Genomic DNA, 2,221 nt, shown 5'->3' with positions numbered 1-2,221 from the left:
ACGCGAGCTGGGTTCAGAACGTCGTGAGACAGTTCGGTCCCTATCCGTCGCGGGCGTAGGAAATTTGAGAGGATCTGCTCCTAGTACGAGAGGACCAGAGTGGACTTACCGCTGGTGTACCAGTTGTTCTGCCAAGAGCATCGCTGGGTAGCTATGTAGGGAAGGGATAAACGCTGAAAGCATCTAAGTGTGAAGCCCACCTCAAGATGAGATTTCCCATGATTTTATATCAGTAAGAGCCCTGAGAGATGATCAGGTTGATAGGTTAGAAGTGGAAGTGTGGTGACACATGTAGCGGACTAATACTAATAGCTCGAGGACTTATCCAAAGAAAGTAACTGAGACATATTGACAACGATTTGGTTTCTTGATACAGTATAGATATTCAATTTTGAGTTGAGAATACTCAGAGTTAAGTGACGATAGCCTAGGAGATACACCTGTTCCCATGCCGAACACAGAAGTTAAGCCCTAGTACGCCTGATGTAGTTGGGGGTTGCCCCCTGTTAGATACGGTAGTTGCTTAGCACAAAGGGAGTTTAGCTCAGCTGGGAGAGCATCTGCCTTACAAGCAGAGGGTCAGCGGTTCGATCCCGTTAACTCCCATAGGTCCCGTGGTGTAGCGGTTATCACGTCGCCCTGTCACGGCGAAGATCGCGGGTTCGATTCCCGTCGGGACCGTTCAAGTAGAAATATTTGAGACTCGTTAGCTCAGTTGGTAGAGCAATTGACTTTTAATCAATGGGTCACTGGTTCGAGCCCAGTACCTTGAAGGCGGAAACCATTTCAGAATTAACTGGTAAAATGGTCCTCTCAGATGACTCTGGTTTGCAGGTAGATGTTCTTGGAGGTTTACCAGGAGTTTGGTCTGCACGCTTTGCAGGTCCTGATGCTACGGATGCTGAAAATAATGCTAAATTATTGCACGAGCTAGCTATGGTGCTTGATGATAGCAAACGTACTGCGAACTTCCATACAACCCTAGTTGTTGCGGCCCCTGGACGTGATAGTTTGGTTGTTGATGCCGACTGGAAGGGTTATATTGGCCGAGAACCGAAAGGTGACAATGGTTTTGGTTATGATCCACTCTTTTTAGTTGGTAATACAGGTAAAACGGCAGCAGAGCTTTCTGCAGAAGAGAAAAATGAACAATCTCACCGTGGACAAGCTGTTAAGAAACTTATGGAGGTATTCCCAGCATGGCAGAACAAACAATAATCGTAATGAGCGACTCTCATGGAGAACGTGATATTGTAGTAGACATAAAAAAACGTTATCAAGGGAAGGTAGATGCCATTTTCCATAATGGAGATTCTGAGTTAGAATCAAGTGCACTAAGACTGTTAGAGCGAACAATAAATAATCCCAAAATACCCAAAGAAAAGAAAGAACATGCTACTCGGGCTATGTATCTTTTATACTCTGATTCTGTTTTTTTCTTTCCTAACGTTTTTAATAACATATCTTAACATTCCTTTCATTATCCTTTAAAAGAGCAAGATAAAATTCCTCAATGATAAATGTAAACATTCACCTTAAACAAAAAGGCTGAGTAGGACAGCTATACTGTTGTTTAAAATATTAACACCCAAACTGTACTCGATATTCTTAGTCTTATAGTAAGTTATTGAAAGGACGACAAAAGAGTTAATCATGATTGTCTTAGTGGTGATTTTTGTTTGCTTGAACGTCTATTTAAACTTGAAAATTCCAGACTATATGTCTGATATTACGACACTCTTATCAACTAAGGGAACTAAAGCGTCGGATATTTTTGCCTGGAATACAGATGCCCCAGGGATGCGAATGCTTTTAATGTCATTTGCAGGCTTTATGGCCTCTGTAGTTGTTGGTTTCTTAGCTGCCAGAACAGCGGCAAGTTTTACCACCCGCCTTCGTGATGATATCTTCCATCAGGTTCTAGATTTTTCGGACGCAGAGATCAAGAAATTCTCAATTCCTAGTCTTTTGACCCGTACGACAAATGATATTACCCAATTGCAGATGGTACTTACCATGGGGTTACAGGCCTCGAACTTGTTGGCCCTTATCGTTGAAGTAGTAGAGGAAAGATTTTCAATCTAGGTGATAACTACTACTTTGCCAACAAAGACACTGGTGCTGTCCTTCGTAATGCCTTCTACCATGATAAATCTACTGGTCGTTACGGTGCTTTCTCTGAAAACATCTACTACGCTGGCAATGACGGTGCCTTCAAGAC

At 42.7% G+C, this 2,221-nt stretch carries 1 protein-coding gene, 3 tRNA genes, 2 rRNA genes and 4 pseudogenes; 9 read left to right on the top strand and 1 reads right to left on the bottom strand.

The features are described 5' to 3' along the window. From QM959_RS09460 to QM959_RS09425, 8 genes and pseudogenes are all read left to right on the top strand, one after another. Positions 1-329 (top strand): 23S ribosomal RNA (locus QM959_RS09460); the annotation flags it as partial. Between the two features lie 83 nt (positions 330-412). Beyond that, positions 413-528 (top strand): 5S ribosomal RNA (gene rrf, locus QM959_RS09455). A gap of 5 nt (positions 529-533) precedes the next feature. Next, positions 534-606 (top strand) — tRNA-Val (locus QM959_RS09450). 2 nt (positions 607-608) lie between these two features. Further along, positions 609-681, top strand: a tRNA-Asp gene (locus QM959_RS09445). Positions 682-703: 22 nt separating this feature from the next. Continuing rightward, positions 704-773 (top strand) — tRNA-Lys (locus QM959_RS09440). After that, positions 742-1,176: pseudogene (locus tag QM959_RS09435) on the top strand (non-canonical purine NTP pyrophosphatase); the annotation flags it as partial. The gene QM959_RS09440 and the pseudogene QM959_RS09435, both read left to right, overlap by 32 nt. Continuing rightward, on the top strand, positions 1,145-1,249 hold the full coding sequence (locus tag QM959_RS09430) for a hypothetical protein (protein ID WP_370869437.1): 105 nt from the start codon (positions 1,145-1,147) through the stop codon (positions 1,247-1,249). The pseudogene QM959_RS09435 and the gene QM959_RS09430, both read left to right, overlap by 32 nt. Then, positions 1,200-1,331, top strand: a pseudogene (locus QM959_RS09425) (YfcE family phosphodiesterase); the annotation flags it as partial. The gene QM959_RS09430 and the pseudogene QM959_RS09425, both read left to right, overlap by 50 nt. 2 nt (positions 1,332-1,333) lie before the next feature. Here the strand turns inward: QM959_RS09425 and QM959_RS09420 are convergent. Beyond that, a pseudogene (locus tag QM959_RS09420) lies at positions 1,334-1,462 on the bottom strand (CAAX protease); the annotation flags it as partial. A 191-nt stretch (positions 1,463-1,653) separates the two neighbouring features. Here QM959_RS09420 and QM959_RS09415 point away from each other — a divergent pair. Then, positions 1,654-2,028 (top strand): annotated as a pseudogene (locus tag QM959_RS09415) (ABC transporter transmembrane domain-containing protein); the annotation flags it as partial. Positions 2,029-2,221: the final 193 nt, after the last annotated feature.

Source organism: Streptococcus mitis, from assembly GCF_047459985.1.
Taxonomy (GTDB): Bacteria; Bacillota; Bacilli; order Lactobacillales; family Streptococcaceae; genus Streptococcus; species Streptococcus mitis_DZ.
Note: the sequence above shows the minus strand (reverse complement) of the source record. Positions and strands in the feature narration are given on the sequence as shown.

Bases quoted from the DNA above. Each gene is read 5' to 3' on its own strand.
- QM959_RS09430 (WP_370869437.1), top strand. From the start codon at position 1,145: ATGAACAATCTCACCGTGGACAAGCTGTTAAGAAACTTATGGAGGTAT.